The 21,160-nt window shown below is 73.4% G+C and carries 13 protein-coding genes; 7 read left to right on the plus strand and 6 right to left on the minus strand.

The features are described from left to right. Positions 1-209 precede the first annotated feature (209 nt). From IE274_RS13195 to IE274_RS13205, 3 genes are all read right to left on the minus strand, one after another. Positions 210-1,829 (minus strand): ABC transporter substrate-binding protein, encoded by a 1,620-nt coding sequence (locus IE274_RS13195; RefSeq protein ID WP_190115844.1) that lies wholly within the window; start codon positions 1,827-1,829, stop codon positions 210-212. Between the two features lie 6 nt (positions 1,830-1,835). Further along, positions 1,836-3,911, minus strand: a complete 2,076-nt coding sequence (locus IE274_RS13200) for an ATP-binding protein (RefSeq protein WP_190115845.1) — start codon at positions 3,909-3,911, stop codon at positions 1,836-1,838. Between the two features lie 614 nt (positions 3,912-4,525). Next, positions 4,526-7,756, minus strand: coding sequence for an NACHT domain-containing protein (locus tag IE274_RS13205; protein ID WP_190115846.1), 3,231 nt, complete (start codon positions 7,754-7,756; stop codon positions 4,526-4,528). A 132-nt stretch (positions 7,757-7,888) separates the two neighbouring features. Between IE274_RS13205 and IE274_RS13210 the strand changes: the two genes are divergently transcribed. The 5 genes from IE274_RS13210 (at position 7,889) to IE274_RS13230 (ending at position 15,216) form a co-directional block, all read left to right on the plus strand. Then, positions 7,889-8,758: a metallophosphoesterase family protein gene (locus IE274_RS13210; RefSeq protein ID WP_190115847.1), complete on the plus strand. Its 870-nt coding sequence runs from the start codon at positions 7,889-7,891 to the stop codon at positions 8,756-8,758. Between the two features lie 266 nt (positions 8,759-9,024). After that, positions 9,025-9,852 (plus strand): SDR family NAD(P)-dependent oxidoreductase, encoded by an 828-nt coding sequence (locus IE274_RS13215; RefSeq protein WP_190115848.1) that lies wholly within the window; start codon positions 9,025-9,027, stop codon positions 9,850-9,852. Positions 9,853-9,976: 124 nt separating this feature from the next. Further along, complete coding sequence (gene dgoD, locus IE274_RS13220; protein ID WP_190115849.1) at positions 9,977-11,122, plus strand: galactonate dehydratase; 1,146 nt, start codon at positions 9,977-9,979, stop codon at positions 11,120-11,122. Positions 11,123-11,213: 91 nt separating this feature from the next. Then, positions 11,214-12,857 carry a cytochrome bc1 complex cytochrome b subunit gene (gene qcrB / locus IE274_RS13225; protein ID WP_190115850.1) on the plus strand — a complete coding sequence of 548 codons (1,644 nt, stop codon included), beginning with the start codon at positions 11,214-11,216 and terminating at the stop codon, positions 12,855-12,857. Positions 12,858-12,942: 85 nt separating this feature from the next. After that, positions 12,943-15,216 carry a tetratricopeptide repeat protein gene (locus tag IE274_RS13230; RefSeq protein ID WP_190115851.1) on the plus strand — a complete coding sequence of 758 codons (2,274 nt, stop codon included), beginning with the start codon at positions 12,943-12,945 and terminating at the stop codon, positions 15,214-15,216. Positions 15,217-15,219: 3 nt separating this feature from the next. Here IE274_RS13230 and IE274_RS13235 read toward each other — a convergent pair whose 3' ends face one another. The 3 genes from IE274_RS13235 to IE274_RS13245 form a co-directional block, all read right to left on the minus strand. Next, the gene (locus IE274_RS13235; RefSeq protein ID WP_190115852.1) at positions 15,220-17,049 is read right to left on the minus strand and encodes a hypothetical protein; all 1,830 of its coding nucleotides are present in this window, start codon (positions 17,047-17,049) and stop codon (positions 15,220-15,222) included. A gap of 132 nt (positions 17,050-17,181) precedes the next feature. Further along, a complete protein-coding gene (locus IE274_RS13240) occupies positions 17,182-19,398 on the minus strand; it encodes a terpene synthase family protein (RefSeq protein WP_190115853.1) in 2,217 nt (738 codons plus the stop codon). Positions 19,399-19,524: 126 nt separating this feature from the next. Beyond that, positions 19,525-19,671, minus strand: coding sequence for a hypothetical protein (locus tag IE274_RS13245; RefSeq protein ID WP_190115854.1), 147 nt, complete (start codon positions 19,669-19,671; stop codon positions 19,525-19,527). Positions 19,672-19,698: 27 nt separating this feature from the next. On the opposite strand from IE274_RS13245, the gene IE274_RS13250 reads away from it, so the two are divergent. Further along, on the plus strand, positions 19,699-20,085 hold the full coding sequence (locus IE274_RS13250) for an MFS transporter (RefSeq protein WP_372447006.1): 387 nt from the start codon (positions 19,699-19,701) through the stop codon (positions 20,083-20,085). A 130-nt stretch (positions 20,086-20,215) separates the two neighbouring features. Beyond that, a complete protein-coding gene (locus tag IE274_RS13255; RefSeq protein WP_190115855.1) occupies positions 20,216-21,073 on the plus strand; it encodes a TetR/AcrR family transcriptional regulator in 858 nt (285 codons plus the stop codon). Positions 21,074-21,160 lie beyond the last annotated feature (87 nt).

A 21,160-nucleotide genomic window follows, 5' to 3' on the forward strand; every position in this document is an offset into this window, starting at 1 on the left:
CGTTTTGCGTTGTCCGATCGACGTCCGCGACAGTAGGAGAGCGCTTCCTGGAGTGTCAATGGGTCTAGACAACCAGGAAGTTGAGTAAACATCTACCGCGCCATGGGATCCGGCCAAATGTGCCGGGCACGTGTTCTTGTCACGTGCCAGCGCACGGCGGCGGCCGAAAGAATCAGTGCGGGGCATGCCGGGAAAAGCCGCGCGGTCCGTCAGGAAACGCTGCGCGTCACTTCCTTGGGGCACGGGTGCTTGAACGTCTTCTCGAACGTCCGGAAGGTGTCCTGCGCCTTGCGGCCCTGCACGGCCGGGTACTCGATCACCGGCACGGGCTTGCACACCGGCCACTGATCGGTGTCGTCGGTGTCGGACGACTTCTCGAAGCCGTATGTGCCCGCGGCGCCCTGGAGGCAGCCGATGCAGCGCGTGGAGTCGCCGGTGTCGACGATGCTCGCGTCGATGAGCGTGTTGTAGACGTCGTCCTTGGTCGGCGTGCGCACCGGGTCGGGTGTCCGGGTGGAGTCACCGGTGGGCTCGTTCGCCTCCGAGTACGAGCGGTCGAAGGCGTTGGCCAGGAGCATGAACGCGTCGTGGTACATGATCGCGTAACCGTCGTCGAGGGACTTGCCGCCGAGGTCGTACGGCTTCTTCAGTTTGTTGAAGACCGAAAGGAAGCCGCCGAGTCCGTCGGGTGCGGTGCTCTTCTTCTGCCACCACTCGCTCGTCACGGATGCGGCGGCCACCATCGTGGTCTTGGTGTCGCGCAGCATCTGCGTGAGTTCGGGGGTGGTGAGCGTCGGATCGAGACCGATTCCCACTTTCAGGATGCGCACGGGGCTGCTGCGGTCACAAGAAGGCTCCTGAGACAGGCGTTTCACGAGTGCCGGGAGATCCTGGTCGCGGCCCGCGAAGAACACCGTGTCGGAATCGGTCACACAGATCTTCTGCGCGGCGGACTGGAATCGCTGCGGGATACCGGCGTCCGGACCCGTCGAGCCCAGGAACGACGCCGAGCGCTTGCGCAGCCCGTACGTCGTGCCGAATTTCTTCTCGATCAGCCGCTGCAGATTGCGCGAGTACACGTCGTCGGGACGGCTGTCGAAGACGAGGAAGCCTTTTCCCTCGCCCCGGTTCTTCTTCAAGTACTGACCGAGCGCGTCCGCGAGGAGGTCGTTGTTCGGTGAGGTCTTGAAGAAATAGGGGGCGTTCATGTCGGCGGAGGTGATGACCGGTCCGACGGTGGCGATGCGGCGGTCGCTCAGCGCCCGCATGGCGTCCCGGGTCTCCGGGGTGCTGCTCGGCAGGCCCATCACACCGACGAGCGGCGACTCCCGGTCGTCGGTCAGGTCCTCCAGGTCGTCGACCACCGGCTGCCACTTGTCGAGGTCCTTGCCGTCGGGCGCCATCAGGAGCTGATAGTGCGGTCCGCCGCCGCTGTTGGCGCGCAACTGGGCGGTGTGGGCCCCGGCGAGGGCGCGGCGGATCATCGGCGCGGTCATGGCGCTCGAATCGTCCGAGGTGAACGGCATCATCAGCGCGATCCGGCCGTACGGTATCCGAGTCTGGCCCTTCTTCGGCGACTTCCAGGCCTTCTCCACGCGGGCGTTCTCGTCCGCGACGGCCCGGATCAGCCCCTTGAGGTCGGCGTTCGCGTCGAACGCCGAGTCCGTGACGCCCACGCACTGGCCGTCACGCTTCGAGAGGCCCTCCGCGCAGTCCTCGGGGCGGGTCGCCAGGTACACGACCACACCCACGGCGATCAGGACCAACGGCACCAGGACGGCGATGGCCTTGTCGAGGGGACCGAACCCGTTGCGGCGGCTCAGGAACATGCTTCCTCACAGTTCGGGCAGCGGGAGGGGGCGCTTGTCACGGGCGGCGGCCGGCCAGGTGCGGGCGGACTGGCTCAGCACCGCCCGCCACGTCTGGTGCCGCAGCGACAGGAAGGCCAGCTCGGCTCCGATGTCGTCGCAGAGGTCGGCCTCCGGCTCGGCCAGCGCGTCGGAGAGGTACCACAGGCCGTGCAGCAGCCTGTTGATGCAGCGGTCGATCTCGTCTATGTCGTGATAGCGGTCGTCGTACGCGCCCGCGGCCATCGCGGCCCGCTCGTCGTCCCAGTCCGCCGACGGCGGCGCCGGTGCCGTGGCCGCGTACCGCAGGCAGTTCAGCCAGCGCAGCGCGCTCTGCCGGTCCTGCTCCGACTGGAACTCCTCCGACAGCGCGGCCACCACCGTCTTGGCGTCCCCGGCCGCCAGCGTGTGGCGCAGGGCGTCGGCCTCGCTGTCCTCGCCGCGCGTCGTGTGGTGGCGGCGCAGGAAGCCGTGGATCTCCTGCCAGCCGCGGCGCGAGTCGGCGCCGTGGGAGGTGCGGCGCGCCTCGTGCACCAGGAGCGTGTGCAGCAGCGGGTCGGCGGCCAGCGGGCGGTCCTGCGGGGTGTCGTCCTGCCAGTGCTCGGCCTCCAGATAGTCGGCCGCCGCGTTCGCGGGCAGTTGCTCGGGGCCCTCCAGGCGCAGATGGGCAGCCAGGGCCTGCGCGGCCGTACTGTCGCGGGCCAGCGACAGCGGCACCAGGCGGGCCCGCTGCTGCGGCGAGGGCAGCAGCCGCTCCAGGATCGCCTGCGTCACCGGCAGGCCGTCGGCGGTGGTGAGTTCGAGCAGGTTGCGCGGGCCGAGCGGTCCGTCCGGCGGGCGCGGGGTGGCGCCGCGGGACGCCGTGGCGCGGGTGTGCTCCAGGACGGCGTCGCACAGCACGCCGCTCGCCAGCGGATGCCCGCCGGTGAGGGTGTGCAGCGCGGACGCCAGGTACGGGTGCAGCGGCGCGGACGCGGCGTCCAGCATCAGCAGGATGTCGTCCCGGCTGAGCGGTGTCAGCGGTACGACGAGCAGTCCCGCCGACGGGGCGTGGCCGGTGCGCCGCCAGCGCGTGGAAGCCACCAGGTCCGGCAGTTCGCGGTGCGCGGCCTCGGTGGCCTCCGCCGGCGCGTCGCCGAGCCGGGTGGCGACGACGACCAGCGTGTCGTGGTGGGCGGGCCGTGCGCGGTATTCGAGGATGAGGTCGACCAGGCGCGCGCCCGCGGGGGAGTGGGTGTTGTCGAGCAGGGTCAAGGGGCGCGGGTCGCGGTTCAGGCGCTGCCACTTGCTGCGGGCGGCGGCGATGTCCTCCAGGAAGGCGTGCACGAGGGTCTGTTCGGCGGCCCCTCGGTAGTCGCCGCCGCGGCGGAACCAGTCGGCGAGGCGTACGAGCCCGTCCTGGCCGTCGGCTGCCGTGCCCGCGGCGGTGCCCTCGGACTCCGCGTACCGCTCCTGGTACCACTGGCGCAGCGGCGCCGCGGCGCGCGAACGTGTGTACCGCTCGAAGTACTCGGCGAGCGCCGCGTGCGTGACGGCGTGCGCGCTGGGCCGGGACCCGGCGCCGGGTCCCGCGCCGGGTGCGTCGTCCAGGCGTGCCCGCAGCCGGACGGCCCACCGCTGGGCGACGTTCGCCTCGGTGCCGGACTCCAGGTGGCAGGCGATCAGGAGGCGGGCGATGCGGGTGGTCGCCCGGGTCCGGCCGTCCGCGGTGCCGCCGTGGCCGCCGAACACGGAGATCAGGCCCGGCAGCAGCAGCGGGAAGCGCCTGCCGAGGCCCGGCGCGAGGGAGCACACCAGCTCCTCCAGGAGCTCGACGACGAGCGCGGAGGAGGCGGTGTCGACGAGGGCGAGCGGCAGCCGCCCGGAGTAGTGCCGCTCCAGGGCGGTGAGGACCGCGGTACGGCCCATGCCGTGGCGTCCGGTGAGAAGGACGAGCGGGAGGTCCTTGTCGTGCTCCCAGGGCACGCGGGCGCGTTCGGCATAGGCGAGACCTGTGAGGCGTGGGAGGAGGGAGTGGAGGAGCGGATCGCGTGCGTACAGCCGAGGCGTTTCGGATGTGTGCATCTCGCCGGTTTCCGCTCCCGTCCTTGGCCGCCCGCTTGTTTCTCGTCCCGCCGGTCCCGCGGGTCGTGCGCCGCTCCTCGCCGCTTCATGCCGGAGTCAACTGCTTTGAGGGTGAAAGAAGTTACACCTCCCACTATCCCCTGGCCAGGGCTTACGGGCGAGCCGATCGGGCATATTACGGCGGATCCGTGACACGGTGCGGTATGCGATCGAGGGCCCGTGGTGAGGCGGGCCCGGCGGTGGTCGAACGCCGGTCGGAGGGTGGTCCGGAGGCGGGCTGTTTCCGGTCGGATACTGCCCAGGTGTTGCTCGGGTATCGGTCGCGAAGTGGTCGGGAACCGATCGGGAACGGGCGTGAGACGGGGCGCGGAGGAGAGTCGCGCGCGGGGGCGTGCCGGGGGTCGTGCGCGGCGAGGCGATGCGGGTGCGCGCTGGGGGAGCGATCAGTGAGCGGTGTGCGGGCGGGTGTTCAGGGTGCGGTGGGCGGCCAGCTGTCCCGGGTGCGCCGATCGGTCGGCAGCCGCACTGCCCCGCACCGCGTCCCTGCCCCGCACCGCGTCCCTGCCCCGCACCGCGTCCCCGCCCCGCACCCGCGTCCCCGCCCCCGAGCCCCCTCAATGCCGCGGCCGCACCACAAGCTCCACCCGCCCCGGCAGCTCCTCCGCATGGTGCACCTCGCCCGGATAGTCGAGCCGTACCCGCCGCAGCGACGGCAGCCCCGCCAGATGGACCAGGTCGACCGTGTCGAAGAGGGAGAGCTGGACCTCCTCGAGGCCGGGCAGGCGGCGGGCGATCCGGCGCAGCGACACCGCCGCGCCGGGCCGTGAGCGGACCTCGAGGGCGGTGAGCTGCGGGATGCGGGCGCCCGGCGGGAACAGCATCATGCTGAGCTGTTCGTGCGACAGGCGCAGGGTGCGCAGCGCGGGCAACTCGGCGAGCAGCGCGTCCCAGTCGTCGGGCCGCAGCCGGTCGCTCGCGTTGTGCAGCCGCAGCTCGCGCAGCTCCGTCAGGGCGGTGATGGCGGCCAGCTCGACGGCGTCCGGCGGCAGCGCCAACAGCCGCAGCGCCCCGGGCCGGGGCAGGTCCCGCAGCCCCCGCCAGGGCACCGCCGCGCCCAGGAGCAGCGAGTCGAGGCGCGGGCAGGCCGAAAGCCGGGCCAGGGGCTCCAGTTGGGGCAGGTCGGCGAGGGTGAGGCGGCGCAGCAGGGGCAGCCGGGTCAGCGGCGCGGTGTCGCTGATCGCCCGGCAGCCGTGCAGGGCCAGGGCCTCCAGGGCGGGGAACGTCGACAGGAACCCGAGCGACGTGAGCCGCATGTTGCCGCGCAGCCGCAGCTCGCGCAGCCCCTCCGTGTCGAGCGCGCCCACGATGTCCTGCTCGGGGAAGTCGCCCTGCAGCACCACGCGTTCGTACCCGGACATCGCGCTGAGCGACTTCAGCTCGGCCGCCGAGCGCACCGTGACGGCCTCGCCCGCCCCGGCCGCGAGCAGCGGCCTGATGATCTCCTCGGCGTACGCGTCGGTGTCGAACCGGTCCCAGTGGGCGAGGAGCTGGGAGCGCACCGCGGGCTGCCGCGTGGTCACGAACTCGCGCAGCCGGGCGAGCGCCGCGTCGCCGCCGATGCGGCAGATCGCGTGGACCGTGGTGACCTCGGCGTCGCCGGTGAGGCTGTCGGCGCCGGGCAGCAGGCCGAGCAGCAGTGCCCCGGTCTCCGCGAGGGCCCTGGCCTCGCGCATGCTGCGGGGCGGCAGGAGTTGCGCGGCCCGCTCCTCGACGGTCCGGCGGACCTCCGGGTCGAGGCGGGTCGCCTGGCCGAGGGAGGCGAGGGCGAGCAGCCGCAGCCGGGCCCGCACCGTGTCGTCCTCCTCCCGGTCGGCGCGGCCGGTGAGCCGGGTGAGGATGTCGGCGCGCTCGTCGGGACGGGCCTGGGCGACGGCCATCTGCAGGACGTCCTCCCACTGGTCGAGGTGCGCGTGCGCGACCATCGCCCCGATGTCGTGCTCCTCCAGGGCGGCCTTGGCGCCGAGAAAGTCCTGGAAGGTGCGGTGGATGAAGTCCACGGCGCCCTCGGCCGGTTCGCGCAGCAGCCCGGTGCGGACGAGGAGCAGCCGCAGCACGTCGTCGGAGGTGCCGACGGCGGCGAGCTGGGGCACGGACGGGCGCAGCCGCTCCACCAGGTCGACGGCGTCCTGCCGCCGCAGGATGGTGCGCTCGTTGCGGATCAGCCAGTACGCGAGCCGCTTCAGGGGCTCCGTCGCGGACATCTGGTCCAGCGGCGGCGGCTGGCGGCCGTACAGGTCGCGCTCGCGGTCGCGGCGCTCCAGGAGCATCGAGAGGGCGGCGTCGTACAGCGCGATCCGGCCCGGCGGCAGGAAGCCGCGGCGCTCGCGGTGCAGCGCGCACATCAAGGCGCACAGCAGCGGGTTGCTGGACAGGCGGCTCAGCTCCGGCGAGGCCCGCAGCAACGGCAGCAGCTTCCCGGCGAGTTCCTCGCCCGCCCCGGCCGCCTCGTGCCAGCGGCGCACGAACCGCCGTACGTCGCCCGGCCGCATCGGGGTGAGCGTGAACTCGCGGAACCCCTCGCGGCCGAGCCAGTCCCGGGGCAGCGCCGAGGGCCGCGTCGTGACCAGCCACAGATTGCCCGGGAAGGCGGAGCGCAGCTTGGCGAGCCAGGAGCGCGCGCGGGGCCGCTCCGCCTCCGGGATCTCGTCGACCCCGTCGATCAGGAGCATGCCACGCCCGGCCTGCAGGACCCGCACCACCCAGCCCTTGGGCTCGCTGCCCGTCAGCGGGCAGTCGATCCACCTCAGGAAGCCGTCCGGCATGGGCAGTTCGGTGTCCTCGCGGGCCAGCGTGCGCAGCGGGAGCACGAACGGCACCCGGCCGAGGAGCTGCGGCAGATGGCCCGGCACCCGGTCCTGCTGGGCGGTGGTGATGGCGAGCCACTGCACCAGCGTGGTCTTGCCGGTCCCGGCGACGCCGCGCAGCAGCACCCGGTCGTGTGCGGCGAGGGCGGCCTCGACGGGGCCCGCCGTGCGCTCGGAGTCCGGGTCGGGGTCGGCGCCCCGGCCGTCGGGGTCGCCGTTGCCCGCCCCGGGGACCGGTTCGGCGGGGTCACGGGCGGGCGCGGCCTCCAGGCTCAGGTAGGCGGTCTCCAGCGGCCAGGCCTGGCTCTGCGGGTCGTGCAGGTCGACGCCGTGGATGGTGAGGCTGCTGTGCTGGCCGACCACATAGTCGGCGTAGCGCTGCTCGAAGTCGGTGTCCTCGGCGAGCGTCGCGGGCAAGCGCTCCAGGAGCAGCCGCAGTTGGTCCTTCTGCTCGCTGATGCTGCGGCGCAGCTCGACCTGGGTGCGGGCCTCGAAGCCGGGGCGCTTGCTGAACTGGTGGACCAGGTGCAGACAGGCCGTCACGAGCAGCCGGTCGTGCAGGCGGGCGGCGTCGGCGCTGAGCAGCGCGCGGGTCTCCGGGGCGCTGGCGCGGACCAGGGCGGCGGCGAGCTTCTCCGGACCGAGGTCGAAGGCCTGCACGTCGTCCATGTCGAGTTCGCCGAGGGCGCGCAGGGTGTGGCCGAGGGCGTAGCCGACGGCGTTCTGCTCGTCGGGCGCGATGGGCGGGTCGTGCGGGCCCGCGGCGCGCATCGCGCGGCGCACCAGCTCCCGGGCGAGCTGGTAGAGGTCGGCCTCGCTGAGGGCGCGCTTGTCGCCGGTGAACGAGAGGAGCCGCCCGATGCGTACCGGGCGTTCGTCGAACTCGGCTCCCGGCAGGCTCTTGGGCGGCAGCAGTAACCGTTTCACCAGCGGCACCATCACCGACGACGCGATCCGCAGCCCCACTGTGCCGGCGTCCACTCAAGCCCCCGTCCGTGACCAGATCCGCCTCCGGGGCACCTTAGACCGTGGTGGCCCACGGCGCACCGAGGTCGCCCGGAGCACCCGGGGCGCGGCTGCCGGACGCCCGCGCGCGTCGGTTAGCCTCACGTGGTGACGACATCTGCCGCATCCCGACGGGCGCCGAGGCTGTTCGGCATCAGTGACCTGCACATTGCCTATGCCGAGAACCGGAAGTTCGTCGACGAGCTCTGGCCGGAACACGAGGGTGACTGGCTGATAGTCGCCGGTGACATCGGCGAGATGATGAGCGACATCGAGTGGGCCCTGCGCACCCTCACCGAGCGCTTCGACACGGTGATCTGGTCGCCCGGCAACCACGAGCTGTGGACGCCCCGCGACGACCCGAACCAACTGCGCGGCGAGGCCCGCTACCGCCACCTCGTGGAGCTGTGCCGGGGACTTGGCGTGCACACCCCCGAGGACCCGTTCCCGGTCTGGGACGGCGAGGGCGGCCCCGCGGTCATCGCCCCGCTGTTCCTCCTGTACGACTACACGTTCCGGCCCGCGGGCAAGCACAACAAGAAGGACGCCCTCGCGTACGCGTACGAGACCGGCGTGGTCTGCACGGACGAGGTGCTCCTGCACCCGGACCCGTACCCGACCCGCGAGGACTGGTGCCGCGCCCGCGTCGCGCTCACCAAGGACCGGCTCGACGCCCTCGACCCCGAGCTGCCGACCGTCCTCATCAACCACTGGCCGGTCGTCCGCGAGCCCACCCGCATCCTGCACTACCCCGAGTTCGCCCTGTGGTGCGGCACGGAGGCGACCGCCGACTGGCCCGTGCGCTACCGCGCGGCGGCCGTCGTCTACGGCCATCTGCACATCCCGCGCACCATCTGGCACGAGGGCGTTCCGCACATCGAGGTCTCCGTCGGCTACCCGCGCGAGTGGCAGCGCGAACGGCACCCCTCGCCCCGGCTGCGGCAGATCCTGCCCGCACCCCGGCCCACCGGGACCTGACACCCGCGCCACCTCCCCGTCTCCCCGAGGGGCGGGCGCGGGTGCGGCCGCAGGCGTGGGCGGGGCGGTCGCGACATCCCCGGCGGCCGTCGAGGGCAGCGTGGCGGCGGAGTCCGGAGGGCCCCGCACCTGGGACCGCGCATAGAGTGGACGGCGCATGCCATCAGCGGTCACCGCTCCCCGGCGGGCCGTCCACGCGGCACCGCCGCGCGGCGCGGGCGCCGGGGAGCAGCCGCGCCGCCCACCCGCACGAGGGGACGCCGCACGTGAACCCAAGCGCACCCGCCTCCGACGCCTCCGAGTCCGGGAGTTCCCGCCGCACTCCAGGCGCCGCCGCCCCGTCCGGCTCCCGCTTCACCGGCAGGGTCGCCGTCGTCACCGGCGGCGCCTCCGGCATCGGTGCCGCCACCGCCGTCCGCCTCGCCGCCGAGGGCGCGGCCGTCGTCGTGTCCGATGTGGACGCCGACCACGGTGAGCAGGTCGCGGAGGGCATCCGGGCCAAGGGCGGCAGCGCGGTGTTCGTCCGCGCGGACGTCGCCGAGGCCGCCGACTGGGACCGGGTCCTCGCGGCCGCGCACGGCTTCGGGCCCGTCGGCGTCCTCTCCAGCAGCGCCTACGCCTGCGAGATCGCCCCCGCCCACGCCATGACCCGGGCCTCCTGGGAACACCAGCTCGCGGTCAACCTCACCGGCACGTTCCTCGGCTTCAAGGCCGTCCTGCCCGACCTGCGCGCCCACCGCGGCGCCGTCGTCCTCACCTCCTCCGTGCACGCCCACACCGGCATCCCGGGCCGCCCCGCCTACGCGGCGAGCAAGGGCGCCCTGGTCTCCCTGTGCGGGCAGCTCGCCGTCGAGTACGGACCCGAGGTGCGGGTCAACGCGGTCCTGCCGGGGCCGGTCCTGACGCCCGCGTGGGGGGACGTGGGCGCGGCGGACCGGGCGCGCAGCGTGGCGGGGACGGCGGCCGGGCGGTTCGGGGCGCCGGAGGAGGTGGCGGCGGCCATCGCGTTCCTCGCCGCGGACGAGGCGTCGTACATCACCGGGACCAGCCTGACCGTGGACGGCGGTTGGAGCGTGGTCAAGGAGTCCGCCTGAGCGGACCCGGCCGCCGAGCCCCCCGACCCGCCGCGCACCTGAACGGACCCGAACCTGACGGACCCGAAGCCGACGGACCCGCCCCAAGCGGGCACGCCCCCGAGCGAGGAGAGACCGACACCCCATGAAGATCGACCGCGTCGAGACCTTCCTCGCCCCGCCCCGCTGGCTGTTCTGCCGCGTCGAGACCGACGAGGGCGTGGTCGGCTGGGGCGAACCCGTCGTCGAGGGCCGCGCCGACGTCGTGCGCGCCGCCGTGGACGTACTCGCCGAGTACCTGGTCGGACAGGACCCGCTGCGGATCCAGGACCACTGGCAGGTGCTCACCAAGGGCGGCTTCTACCGCGGCGGGCCCGTCCTCTCCAGCGCCGTCGCGGGCCTCGACCAGGCGCTGTGGGACATCGCGGGCAAGACGTACGGCGCACCCGTGCACGCCCTGCTCGGCGGTCCGGTGCGGGACCGGGCGCGGGTGTACGCCTGGGTGGGCGGCGACGAGCCCGCCGTGCTCGCCGAGCACATCGCCGAGCAGGTCGAGGCGGGCTTCACCGCCGTGAAGATGAACGCGGCCGGAGCGACCTCGCCGCTCACCACGCACGCCGAGACCGCCGTCGTCGTCGACCGCGTCGCCATCGCCCGCGAGGCCCTCGGCCCGGACCGGGACGTGGCCGTCGACTTCCACGGCCGCTTCACTCCCGCGAGCGCCCGCCGCGTCCTCACCGAACTCGCCCCGCTGCACCCCCTGTTCGCCGAGGAGCCGCTCCTGCCCGACCAGAGCCACCTGCTGCCCGCCCTGGTCGCGGCCAGCCCCGTCCCCATCGCCACCGGCGAACGCCTCTACAGCCGCGCCGAGTTCCTGCCCGCCCTCACCGCGGGCATCGCCGTCGCCCAGCCCGACCTGTCGCACGCGGGCGGCATCACCGAGGTGCAGCGCATCGCCGCACTCGCGGAGACGTACGGCGCCCTCCTGGCCCCGCACTGCCCGCTCGGCCCGATCGCGCTCGCCGCCAGCCTCCAACTCGCCTTCACCACCCCGAACTTCCTCATCCAGGAGCAGAGCCGCGGCATCCACTACAACAAGCGCGCCGACCTCCTCTCGTACGTCGTGAACACCGAGCCGTTCCGCTTCGCCGACGGCCACGCCCGCCGCACGTCCCTGCCCGGCCTCGGCGTCGAGGTCGACGAGGCGGCGGTGCGGGCGGCCGACCGGGGCGGGCACGCCTGGCGGAACCCCGTGTGGCGGCACCCGGACGGGTCGTTCGCGGAGTGGTGAGGCCGCCGGGGCGGTGAAATCCCCTGGGGCGGAGGCCTGTTGACCGACGGGCGGCGCACCTACCCTGGTAGCCGCCCGAGGGGGGAGCCGCATGAGCGAACGCGCCCGCAACACCGGCCCCGGCAAGCGTGACACCGGCCCCGGCAAGGGGGAACGTGTCGCCGACTGGGCGGACGGCCGCCTCGGCGTGCACACCCTCGCCAAGACCCAGATGCGCAAGGTGTTCCCGGACCACTGGTCCTTCATGTTCGGCGAGATCTGCCTCTACAGCTTCCTGATCCTCATCCTCACCGGCGTCTGGCTCACCCTGTTCTTCGAGCCGAGCGGCATCGAGGTCGAGTACAACGGCAGTTACGAACCGCTCAAGGGCGTGCTGATGACGCGCGCCTACGAGTCGACCGTCGACATCAGCATGGAGGTGCGCGGCGGGCTGCTCATCCGGCAGATCCACCACTGGGCGGCGCTCGTGTTCGTCGCCGGGATGCTCGTGCACATGATGCGGGTGTTCTTCACCGGCGCGTTCCGCAAGCCGCGCGAGATCAACTGGGTGTTCGGCTGGACCCTGTTGATGCTCGGCCTCATCACCGGCCTGACCGGCTACTCGCTCCCCGACGACCTGCTGTCCGGCACCGGCATCCGCTTCGCGCAGGGCGCCATCCTGTCGGTGCCGGTCGTGGGCACGTACCTCTCCTTCTTCCTCTTCGGAGGGGAGTTCCCGGGCCAGGACATCATCCCGAGACTCTTCGCCGTGCACGTCCTGCTGCTGCCGGGCATCATGCTGGGCCTGGTCGTCGCCCATCTGATCCTGGTCTTCTACCACAAGCACACCCAGTTCGCCGGGCCGGGACGCACCGAGAAGAACGTGGTGGGCGCACCCTTCCTGCCCATCTACGTCGCCAAGGCAGGCGGCTTCTTCTTCCTCGTCTTCGGCGTCCTCGCCCTGATGGGCGCGATCGCGACGATCAACCCCGTATGGGCTCTCGGGCCCTACCGGCCCGATCTCGTCGGCACCGGCGCCCAGCCCGACTGGTACCTCGGCTTCTCCGAGGGGCTGATCCGGGTGATGCCCAGCTGGGAGATCAACGCCTGGGGCCACACCCTGCAGTTGGGCGTCTTCATCCCCTTCGCGCTGTTCCCGCTGATCATGGCGGCGATCGGGGTGTACCCGTTCATCGAGTCCTGGGTCACCAAGGACAAACGCGAGCACCACATCGCCGACCGGCCGCGCAACGCCCCCGTCCGCACGGGCCTCGGCGTGGCCTGGCTGACGCTGTACGGCGTCCTGATGGTCGGCGGCGGCAACGACCTGTGGGCCACGCACTTCCACCTCTCCATCAACGCCATCACCTGGTTCGTGCGCGTCGCCTTCTTCGTCGCGCCGCCGCTCGCCTTCGTCGTCACCCACCGGATCTGTCTGGGGCTGCAGCGCCGCGACCGCGACAACGCCCTGCACGGGCGGGAGAGCGGCATCATCAAACGCCTCCCGCACGGCGAGTACGTCGAGGTCCACAAGCCCCTCAGCCAGGCCGAGCGGTACCGCCTCACCGCGCACGAGCAGCCGCAGCCGTACGAAGTGGGGCCCCTGGTCGACGCCAACGGCGTGATCCGCAAGGTGCCCCGCTCCGAGCGGCTGCGGGCCCGCCTGTCCCGGGCGATGTACGGCCCGGGCGCGCAGGTGCCGAAGGCCACGGCGGAGGAGTACCGGCAGCTCCACAGCGGCGACGGGCACCACTGAGGCGCACCGGCCCGGCGGCGTCGGCGGGGCGCGAGGTGGCGTTCCGTCCGGCGGGCGGCCCTGGAAGACTGCCCGGGTGGATTCGGTGGCCAACAACATCTCGGGCGGGAACTTCCGCGACGTCATCCAGGCGCAGCACGTCACGGTCCGGCAGTGCGTGAGCGGTGAAGTACGGGCCCCGCGCGTGCCGTTCATGGCGCCCGCCGCGCCCGGCCGGCTCGTGGACCGGCTGCCGGTGCGCGCCGTCCTCGACCGCGTCGCCGACGCCCGGGGCGAGCGTGCCGCCGCCGAGGTCGTCGTGGTGACGGGGCCGCCGGGCATCGGCAAGAGCGGCGCCGTCCTGCACTGGTCGGCGCTGCGGCGCGACGGCTTCCCCGGCGGTGTCCTGTACGCCGACATGAGCCCGCGCGGCGCGCTCGAACCGGCGGACACCCGCTCCGTCCTGGAGTCGTTCGTGTCGGCGCTCGGCACCCCGCGCGCCGAGATGCCCGCCGACATGGCTCCGCTGGCCGCGTACTACCGCCACCTCACCGCGCACGAACCCTGTCTGGTGCTGCTCGACGACGTGGTGACGGCCGGTCAGGTCCCCTCGCTCCTGCCGGGACACCCCGGGAGCATGGTCGTTCTCACCAGCCGCCTGCTCCTGAACGGTCTGCGCTCCGTCCTGCCGGGGTCCGACCCCGAGTACGTCCGCCTCGCCGGGCTCGACGACGAGTCCTGCCGGGAGCTGTTCCTGGACACGGCGGGCCGTGCCATGACCGCCGAACTCACCGACCGGGGGCAGGAGTTACTGCGGACCGTCATCCCGGCCTTCGCGGGCCTGCCCGCCGCCGCCCGGCTCGCCGGGGCGCGCGCCGCCGACCCGTTGGAGGGCGGTGTCGAGGAGTTCGTCCGCAGGCTCCTGGCCCTGCCCACCTTCCAGGAGGCGCTGACCGTGCCCGACGACCCGCACACGTACTCCCTGCGGTCCGTCTTCGCGGACTCCTACGCGGCCCTCGATCCCGCGACGGCCACCGTGTTCCGCGGGCTCGGCCTGAACCCGACGCCCGAGTTCGCCGACGCCCTCGTCGACGAGCTCGCGGGCGGCCCCGACGCCGGCGCGCGGGTGCGGCGCACCCTCCTCAACAGCAACCTCCTCGACCGCCCCGCCCCCGGCCGCTGCCGCATGAACGGCCTGCTCCACGAGTACGCGGCCGCCCTCGCCCGCACGGACGCCGCCGAGACCGGGGCGGTGGCCGCGCGCATCACCGACTGGTACCTGCGGCGGGCCGCGGCGGCCGAGCACCTGGTGTCCACGCGCTGGCGCCGCGCCGAGATCTTCGGCCGACCCGCTCTTCTGGACGGCGTGTTCGGCAGCGACAGCGAGGCCTTGGACGCCCTCGAACCGGACCGCGAGAACGCCGCCGCCCTCACCGGCCTGGAGTTCACGCGTGGCCATGACCTCCTCGTGTGCGACCTGGCGGAGGCGCTGCGCGGCTTCTTCTTCCGGCGGAAGCACCACACGTTGTGGGTGGAGGTGGCTGAGCGGGGGGTGCGGGCGGCTGAGCGGATGGTGGCGGCGCGGGCGGCGGGCGTGGCGGGCGCGGCGAATGTGGCGGGTGCGGCGGGCGCGCGGCCGGGCCCGGCCGCCGCAGGTGCGGACACCGCCGAGGGCGCCGAAGCCGCCGGAGATGCCGAAGCGCCCGACAACGCCGCCCTCGTGCTGGCCCGCTGCCACTACGAGCTGGCGTTCGCCCTCTTCGACCAGAGCGGCCCGGACAGCGTCGAGCGGGCCGGTCACCACTACGGGCTCGCCCTGTCCCAGGCCCGCGCGGCCGGGCATGCCCGCACCGAGTCCTCCGCGCTGGAGGGCCTCGGCCAGGTGGCCATGGAACAGGGCCGCCCGCAGGACGCCCTGGACTGCTTCCGGCAGGCGCTGCGCGCGCTCGGCGATCTCGCGCACCCACGCGGCCGGGCGCTGCTCGACTACCACATGGGCCGCGCGGCGAGCGCCGCGCACCTCCACGAGGAGGCTGCCGCGTCCCTGCTCGGCGCCCGCCGACTCTTCGCCGCCCTGCCCACGCCCGACCGCTACAACGAGGCCCGCGCCCTGACCCGTTACGCCCAGGCCCGTCTCGCCGCCGACCGCGCCGACGAGGCCGTCACCCCGCTGGACGAGGCGATCGCCCTCCTCCAGGAGCGCGGCGCCCCCAAGGAGGAGGCCGACGCCCGCCTCACCCGGGGCGACGCGTGGGCGGCGCACGGTGATGAGGCGCGGGCACGGGAGGACTGGCGGGCGGCGCTGGCGACCTACCGGGAGTTGGGGAGTGTGGGGGCGGCGGGGGCGCGGGAGCGGCTGGGGGAGCGGCCCGACGCGTGAGCGTCAGTTGCTGTACGGCACGGGGTCCGCGCCGAGGCGCCGCACCCGCAGCCGCGCCGGTGCGCCGTCCGGAGTCAGCCGCACCAGTACGTCGCCCTCCCAGTCGTCCCCGTGCTGGAGCAGGCAGGCGTACATCACGGACGCGGTGAGCGAGGGGGCGGTCCAGGCGCGGGGTGAATCCCAACTGGCTAGATAGAACGTTCCACTGCGGGTGTGGAGGTGACAGCCGCCGTCCTCCTGCGGTACGGCGACCAGCGCGCAGCCCGGGTGGGCGGTGAACAACTCGGCCGTCAGCGCGGCCACATGGGGTCCGGCCGCCGGGGCACGGGCCGTGACCACGTCCGCCGCGAGGGCCCAACGCGCCTCAGGCTCGCCTGCGGTGACGGCGACGTGGGCGTCGGTGAGCGCCGGGCACGGCGTGGCGGCGGCGCGGGCGGGGGCGGGGTGGCGCCGGATCAGGAGCTCGGTCGGCGCGGTCGGATCAGTCGGCCGGTTCGGCCCGGTGGCTCCCACGCCCCCAACGCCCCCGTCGGGCTCACCGGCCCCGCCGCCCGACGTCACCCGAACCTCGACGAACAGCGGACGCTCCACCGGTGAGCGCGGCGTCGGCGGCAGATCCTGCGGTACGCCGACGGGCCACGGCGCGATCGGCGCGGCGGGCTCGTCCAGGGCCAGGACGCGATAGCAGAGGCGGCGCAGGCGGGCCGAGGCTTCGCCCGGGTGGGAGGTGATCTGCGAGGTGGCCGCGCCGAGCCGGGGGTCCGTCGGCTGATCCCGCGCGGCGAGCTCCAACTGCGCCGCGAGCGGCCGCGTGGGCGAGACGCGGGGCAGCGCCGCGCCGAGCGCCGCCATGGGGGAGCCCGCCGCCACGGCCTCCGTGTCGAACGCCCCGAGCAGTCCGGGCAGGCCGAGCCCCGCCGCGTACAGCGTGACCGAGCCGTGGTCGCCGATGAACGCGTCCGCCGCGCACAGCGCCGCCCGCCAGGTGTCGCCTGCGGGCGGCGGAAGCAGCAGCCCGGCGTCCAGGTGGGGTCGCAGCCAGGAGCGCACCTGCCAACCCCCGTGCCCGTACCAGGCGTTGGGGTGCACGGCGGCAAGGACGCGATAGGAGTCGGAGGGCAGTTCGGCGAGGGCGCGGAGGACGAGGTCGCCCGCGGCGCCGAGGAGGGAGTGGCGGCCCCAGGTCGAGCTGAGGACGAGCAGGCGCTGGTCGGGGCGGACGCCGAGCGCGGCGCGGTACTCCGCACGGAAGGGGAGGGAGGCGCGCAGCCGGTCCATGCAGGGATCACCGACGACGTGCGCCGCGGGCAGGGCCTCGGGGCAACCGTCTCGGAGGCGGGCGAGCTGTTCCTCGTGGGAGAGGACGACGGCGGACGGTATCAACTCACCGTCGTGCACCAGCCATTCAGCCGTCAGGCCGAAGGCTCCCGGCTCCCGGCTCCCGGCTCCCGGCTCCCGGCTGCTGAGCCTTTTATTGTATCCGGCGCCGTGCGGGGCACCTATGAGCGGTGCGGAGATGCTGTGCAGGTCGCCGCCGCGGCTGGTGCTGACCGCCAGGTCGAACTCCGACTTGACCGCCTCGTCCCAGGGGAGGAACGGGAGTTCGCGGGCGGCGGCGAATTCCGCGATGCCGTCCGCGAACGGGGAGGAGCCGGTGCGGGTGAACACGGTCTGCACCCGCCGGTCGCCGTCGAAGACGGTGAGCAGGTCGAGCAGCCGGGTCGCCGAGGTGACGTTGTGGATGACGCCGAGCACGGTCCGCTCGGGGGCGACGGTGAGCCAGCGGGCGGGGGCGCCGGGGGCGGCCGGGTGGACGTGGTTCGGCTCCCGCACGGCGCGCGCCCTCCCCACGTTCCCGGGGCCGGACCGCGCCGGCCCCGGGCCGACCCCGGTGATCGGCCCGACCGCCGACCTTACCCGCCCCCGTCCGGGGCGCGGCCGGCCGACGGCCGGGTCACCGCGAGGTCAGGGCGCGGCCAGCTCCCGCAGCCAGCCGGGCCGCACCACGTCCATGCCGAGCCCGGACGGTGCGGGCAGCGGCCCGTGCGAGAGGTCCTGCTGGCGGTAGCGGCGGCAGTCGCGGTGCCAGATGTAGATCCCGGCCATCCAGTGCTTCAGTTCCTCGACATAGTCGTCGAGGGTGTCCCGTGCCTCCTGGCCGAGGTCGAACTCGTCGTACAAGACGGGCAGTTCATGTGCGACGACGTGCTGGAACTGGCTCATGCGGGACCTCATGAGGTCGTCGACGATGCCGAGCGCCGCCGGATAGTCGCAGTCGAAGAAGTTCTGCACGACGAGGATCGCGTTGTGCACCTCGCCCTCGTACTCGATCTCCTTCTGGTAAGAGAAGACGTCGTTCATGAGCATCGAGTAGTCGGCGGCGGCGTTCTCCAGGTTCTGCAACGGCGCGGTCGCGTAGATCTCCTCGGGCACCCGCTTGCCGTGCCCGAAGCGGCTGAGGCTCATCGTGAAGTGGGCGCCGAAGGTGTGGCGGCGCATCTCCATGTAGTCGACGGGCTCCGGGATGCGGTGCTGCGCCTGGTTGCCCAGCTCCCACAGCCAGCTGTCCGTCATGTCCACCAGGGTCTTGTGCAGCGCGGCGCGCCCCTCCGCGTTCATGGGGCCCGCCGTGCGGGCCCACAGGTCGGCGAGGCCGCGCTCCAGGGCGTTGGCGGGCGGGGGAGTGGGGGAGCAGTCCAGGGGCATGAAGAGCAGCAGCCGGTCGGTGCACACCTTGGCGCCGAGCAGGTCACGGGGCCTGCCGAACACCACGGGGTAGTAGTCGTCCCCGTACGTCCCCCAGGTCAGCCAGCACGAGCCGATGTCGAGCTGCTCCGGGGTGGCGTCCGGGTGCAGGCCCGCGGCGCACAGCGGGAAGTCGTACCCGGCGAGCTTGTGGGCGTCCCAGATGTGCGAGGCGGGCACGCCCGGCTGCGGCTGGAGCATGCCCATGCGGGCGGCCCAGTCGACGGTCTCGCGCCGCGAGTGGTCGAGGTGGGGGCTGAGGGTGGTCGTGTACGGCAGGTCGAAGTCGGGGATCCGGGAGGGGCCGACCCGCTGGTACGGGACGTGCGTGAAGCGGCGCACGCGCTGGGCGCCGGTCGCGGCCATGAGGGCCTTGATGCCGCTGGCCGACGTGCCCATGCCGGTGGGGCCCGCGAGCGGCGACGGGCGATCGGTGGCGCCCTCGTTCATGTACCGGCTGGAGCGCATGTGCCACTCGTGGCCGCCTGACTGCCAGTCCTGGAGCCCCTTGACGTACGCGAGGACGTCCGCGCACTGCCCGGGCGGGAGTGCCATCTCGGCGCACAGCGGGCCGAGTTCCGTGAACGTCGTGTCCTCGAACTGCTGCATCCGGGCCGTGAGGAGATCGTTGACGGCGTCCGCGGCCTCCTGCGTGGAGCAGCCGAGGAAGGTCTCCAGGACCAGGACGCCGTTGCTCAGCTCGCCCTCCTCCTCGACCTCCCGCTGGTAGGAGAACAGGTCGTTGCGCAGGTGCACGGCGTCGGCGAACGTGTCCCGCAGGACCCGTAGCGGCCGGGACCGCGCCACCGCCGCCGGGACCTCCGCGCCCGTCGCGTACTCCACGAGCCCCGCCGACCAGGGGGCGCCGCCCACCTTGCGGCGCATCTCGATGTACTCGACGGGGTTCGCGACGCGGTGCGCGTTGATGTTGGACAGCTCCCACAGCGACTCGTTGAGGAGGTTGCGGGTGCTCTCGGCGAAGCGGGCCCGCCACTCCAGGGACATGCTGGGCACCGTGCGCCTCCACAGGTCGGCGAGGCCCGCCTCCACCGGGTTGGTGGGCTCGGGCATCGGCGTCGCGAGGTCCATCGGCATGAACGCGGGCAGCCGGTCCAGGTAGGCCTTGCCGCCCACCCGGTCCTGGGTGCGCTTGAAGAGCTCCAGGAAGTGGTCGTCGAAGAAGAACACCCACACGTACCAGTCGGTGACCAGGGACAGGGCCGCGCTGTCGCAGTCCGGGTGCGTGTACGCGCACAGCAGGGCGTAGTCGTGCGCCTCCAGGTCGGCCGTGTCCCAGACCCCGGAGCCCTCCAGCATCCCCATGGTCCGCGCCCACTCCCGGGTGTGCGAACGCGCCTCCTCCGTATGGGGGTTGAGGCGTGCCGGATGCACCATGTAGAAACTCGGCAGTTCGAAGGGGCGTGACGACTGCGGCATACGGGTGTCTCTCCTCGCGGACGGCGTACGGGCAGCCGAGCACTACCCGTGCCGCGCCACCCGAAGCCGTGCGCCCCCTCCAGTCACACCATCGCGTGATACGCCTCGCCGAAATCGGCCCCCGCGTCAAACACCCGTACGGGACGACGCGTCGAGCCGGTCGTCGATCCCGGCCACCGCGCGGATCGCCGCGACGCGCAGCGCGAGCCGCTGCCGCAGCTCCGTCAGGCGGGTGATCTCCGCGTCGATCAGGTCGATGCGCTGCTCGGCCACGCCGGGGCCGAGCCCGCACCTCCTGCGGTGGCCGCCGCCCGGCCAGGGAGCCGAGGGAGCCCGCGCCGCCGGTGCTCGTTCGCGGTCGTCGCCCCGGCGGGAGCCCTCGCCCTCGGTGGGCTCGGCGGCGCGCCCGGGCTCGTGGCCCTGGCCCTCGGCACGCTGCTCCTGGACGTGGCCATGCAGTCCGGGATGGTCGCCAACCAGGTGCGGATCTTCGCCCTGAGCAGCGAGGCGCGCAGCCGCCTCAACACGGCCTATATGACGTGCGCCTTCATCGGCGGCGCGGCGGGCTCGTCGCTCGGGGCGCTGGCGTACGCGACCTGGGGCTGGGCGGGCGTGTGCGCGCTGGTGGCGGTGCTGGGGGCGGCGTCGGTGCCGGTGGTGGTGCGGCGAGGGCTGCGTCGGAGCTGAGGTGAGTTGAGGTGAGCCGAGGTGACTGATGCATCAGTCAGCATCGCAATGGCGTGAAACTGTGAGTGCATCCGGAGGGACCTTGAAGCTTGCGTTGTGCTGAACTCAATGCGCGGGTACGGTGACCGGCATGGAGCAAGACCCCGACGTCCCCACCCGTGTCCGTGCGGTCATCGCCGCGGCGGGCGTGACCCAGCGCGAGTTCGCGCGGCGGATCGTCATGGATCCGTCGAAGCTGTCGCGCTCCCTGGGCGGCACCCGGCGCTTCACGGCGGCCGAGCTGGCCCGGATCGCCGACACCACCGACGTCGACGCGGCCTGGCTGCTCGGCACCCGCGGCGGCGCGGACCCGGCGGCCGTCCGGCCCGCGGCCCCGCGCGGACGCCGGGCCGCGACGCCGCCGGAGGGCCGCCCGTTGCAGATCATCCGCGAGACCGTCCGCCTCATCGCCGACCACGGCTTCCACGCCGTCCGCGTCCAGGACATCGCCAAGGCCTGCGAGACCAGCACGGCCGCCATCCACTACCACTTCCCGGGCCGTGACGACCTCCTGGAGGCGGCCGCGCGCTGGTGCATGGACGAGGACACCGCCCGCAGGGCCGCACGCATCGCCGACGCGGCCGACGCCGCCGACGAACTGCGCCAGCTCATCGAGCTCCAGACCCCGCGCACCGCCCAGCAGCGCGACCAGTGGAGCGTCTGGCTCGACCTGTGGGCCGAGGCGGCCCGCTCCACCGCCGTCGGCCGCCTGCACACCGAGTACTACCGGCAGTGGCGTGCCACCGTCGCCGACGTCGTCCGGCGCGGCGTCGCCCAGGGCGCGTTCCGGCCCGTCGACCCCGAGGCGGCCGCGCTGCACCTGACCGCCCTGATCGACGGCCTCGCCACCCAGGTCCTCGCCGGTGCCCCGGACGGCCCCGGCACCCGGCCCGACGACATGCACGCGGCCCTGCTCGCCCACGTGGACGTCGCGCTCGCCGCGCGCTGAGCCCCGGCCCCGTAAGCCCGATACCTCCGGTACGCGTCCCCGTACGCACTCCGCACGACCGCACCCCCCCCGCCTCCGAAAGGGAGT

The sequence above is a fragment of the Streptomyces flavofungini genome, from assembly GCF_014650815.1.
GTDB lineage: Bacteria > Actinomycetota > Actinomycetes > Streptomycetales > Streptomycetaceae > Streptomyces > Streptomyces flavofungini.

What these genes read in the sequence shown, in the direction of transcription:
- IE274_RS13255 (WP_190115855.1), top strand. Translation starts at nt 20,216, where the DNA reads ATGGAGCAAGACCCCGACGTCCCCACCCGTGTCCGTGCGGTCATCGCC.
- IE274_RS13200 (WP_190115845.1), bottom strand. Translation starts at nt 3,911, where the DNA reads ATGCACACATCCGAAACGCCTCGGCTGTACGCACGCGATCCGCTCCTC.
- dgoD (WP_190115849.1), top strand. Translation starts at nt 9,977, where the DNA reads ATGAAGATCGACCGCGTCGAGACCTTCCTCGCCCCGCCCCGCTGGCTG.
- IE274_RS13195 (WP_190115844.1), bottom strand. Translation starts at nt 1,829, where the DNA reads ATGTTCCTGAGCCGCCGCAACGGGTTCGGTCCCCTCGACAAGGCCATC.
- IE274_RS13240 (WP_190115853.1), bottom strand. Translation starts at nt 19,398, where the DNA reads ATGCCGCAGTCGTCACGCCCCTTCGAACTGCCGAGTTTCTACATGGTG.
- qcrB (WP_190115850.1), top strand. Translation starts at nt 11,214, where the DNA reads ATGAGCGAACGCGCCCGCAACACCGGCCCCGGCAAGCGTGACACCGGC.